This window comes from Plantactinospora sp. A48 (assembly GCF_055793945.1).
Map to the genome: position 1 here is coordinate 1 of NZ_JBTIXF010000127.1, position 2309 is coordinate 2309.

3 protein-coding genes are annotated in these 2309 nt (G+C 64.5%); 2 read left to right on the forward strand and 1 reads right to left on the reverse strand.

The features are described 5' to 3' along the window. Positions 1 to 111: 111 nt before the first annotated feature. Positions 112 to 279 (reverse strand): hypothetical protein, encoded by a 168-nt coding sequence (locus tag ACXN5W_RS30225; protein ID WP_473161794.1) that lies wholly within the window; start codon positions 277 to 279, stop codon positions 112 to 114. A gap of 187 nt (positions 280 to 466) precedes the next feature. Here ACXN5W_RS30225 and ACXN5W_RS30230 point away from each other — a divergent pair, with 187 nt between their 5' ends. Together ACXN5W_RS30230 and ACXN5W_RS30235 are read left to right on the forward strand one after the other, a co-directional pair. After that, complete coding sequence (locus ACXN5W_RS30230) at positions 467 to 694, forward strand: hypothetical protein (RefSeq protein ID WP_473161795.1); 228 nt, start codon at positions 467 to 469, stop codon at positions 692 to 694. Positions 695 to 827: 133 nt separating this feature from the next. Beyond that, positions 828 to 1940 (forward strand): Ig-like domain-containing protein, encoded by a 1113-nt coding sequence (locus tag ACXN5W_RS30235; protein ID WP_473161796.1) that lies wholly within the window; start codon positions 828 to 830, stop codon positions 1938 to 1940. Positions 1941 to 2309 lie beyond the last annotated feature (369 nt).

Genomic DNA, 2309 nt, shown 5'->3' on the forward strand with positions numbered 1-2309 from the left:
TTTCGTCTGGGACGGGGGGGGGTGGCTTTTTTTTGGGAGAAAGGTGGGGGGGGGGAGGGGGGTGGGGGATCCGGTGCCCCTCCCCTCGCCGCCACCTGTCTTGCGAGCTGTTCAGTCCTCGTCGTCGTCCTCGGCAGTAGTCCGAAGCGACGGAACCTCCATCAGGTAGCGCAGCGCGCCGTTGATGTCGGTGTCTCGGCTGTCGGCGGTGCGCTTCAGCACGTCGTACACGTCGTCAGCGACCTCGATCGTGCGGAGGCCGGGCGTTCTGTCGGTCATGCATGGTCCCTTCTAGCAGCGTTCGGCGTGGTGCCCGTTCGGACAGCCGTACCTATCCACGCTGACCTCGACGGTGTGATCAAGACCGCCGCTGGCGCCAGAACAGGGTTACGACTGACGGTTCTGTTCGAGGGTGGGGCGCCGCCGTTCGCGTTTTGGTGTGTGTCACTGCGGGGTGTCGCCTCGAATGGTGGCGTCGGCGGGGCGGAGCAGGGCGGCGGCGAGGCCGGGAGCGTTCGAGTCGTTCGCCGGCGCGGTGCTGGTCTGCGTCGATGACCTCGAAGACCACTGCCTGTGTATCTCTGACGATGATCCGCAGGCGCGCGAGTGGCTGTCACGCCTACACACCGGGATCGTCACGGCACTCAACGCCCGCTGCGGGTTGATCGCCAAGGACGGCCTCCCGTTCGGTTGATCATCTGTCCTGGCTACTCGGTGCCCTGAGCCACGTCCATAGCATCCGCCCCTATGTCGGATAACCGCCATCAGGGGTGATACATGCGATTTCCGCATATACGCTGATTCTTATCGCTTACCGAGGAGGCGCCATGCGGCGCAACCGAACTGCCACACTGACCACGCTCATCATCCTGGCCACGGTTGGCGTGGTCGCCACGGCGCCGCCCGCCCAGGCCGGCGGCCCCGACCAGCCGATCTACGCGGACCTGAACGCCGACGGCCGCACCGACAAGATCACATTAAGCTCGGCGGCGCTCATCCAGTGCGCGACGATCGTCGAATGGGGTGCCCCCGGCGGCGGCCTCAGACCACCGCTGGTGTATCTCTACCCAGTCCCCGGCCTCGACGGCGCCAGCCAATGCCCCAACCTCGGCGTCGCGATGGACCTGGGCTGGGACGGCTCCGTCCAACTTGTGATCGGGTTCTCCAACGGACGCCCGCCCGGGGTTGACTACGACCTGATCGCGCTCACGAACTTCCTCCCCACGGCCACGCTGACCTCCGGACTGTCCTACCCCGGCTACATGGGACTTCAAGACTTCAACGGCGATCACCACCCGGACCTCTACCTGACCGGCGATGAGGGCAACGGCTTCGTCACCCTGATCAACACCCCCGCCGGCACCCTGGTCCCCGGCCCGATGAAGTGGTGCGCTGGCATACCCCAACTAGTCTTCCGCGACTTCAACCACAACGGCGCGATGGACGTCACCATCGCCTACAGCTACGAATGCGTCAACAACGACAACGGCGTCGTGGTCATCCTCGACAACGGCCACGTGCAGTACCTGCAAAGGGACCCAAACGCCAACACCGACTGGCGCACCTACCTCATCGACGCCAACGACGACGCCAGCATCGACATCCAGACCATCAACCTGGACGCTGGCGGTCAACTGAACACCTTCATCAACGATGGACAAGGCAACTTCACCCTCGCCCCAGTCGCCAACAACGACCAGGCCACCATCCACAACAACCGCCGCACCGCCATCCCCGTACTGGCCAACGACATCGCCAGCCTCACCGCGAAACTCACCATCATCACCCCACCCCGCTACGGCCGCGTCCAACTCACCTCCAGCCGCACCGTGATCTATACCCCCAACCACACACACGGCCCCACAGACCGATTCGTCTACCGCCTCACCCAAGACGGTCTCGGCGACAACGCCGCCGTCTCTATCCGCTTCACCACCTAAACCCCACCACCAGCGACCCCGCTCCACCGAACGACCCACCGAGGTCCGCATCGTCGCTGACGAGCGAACCCCAGCCACTACGACGGCTGATCAACGGCCTCGACGGACCCAACGCAAGATCATCGTGTTGACCGTCGCCGAAATCCGCCGGCTCCTCAACGCCTTCGTCCTGACCAAACCGTTGCCACCAGAGCACATTCTGCACCGGTCGATCTGGCGTCAAACCATCCCAAGCCCGAGAGCCCACCAATCCCGCTACAGAGGTTGAAAGGCTGACGTCCGTCGGCGTGTCTGCGTGATCTGGGTCGATGTGGGCGGTAGGCCGGAGGTATGAGGTATCCGGCTGGTGGTGGCATGAACGCGGCAGCC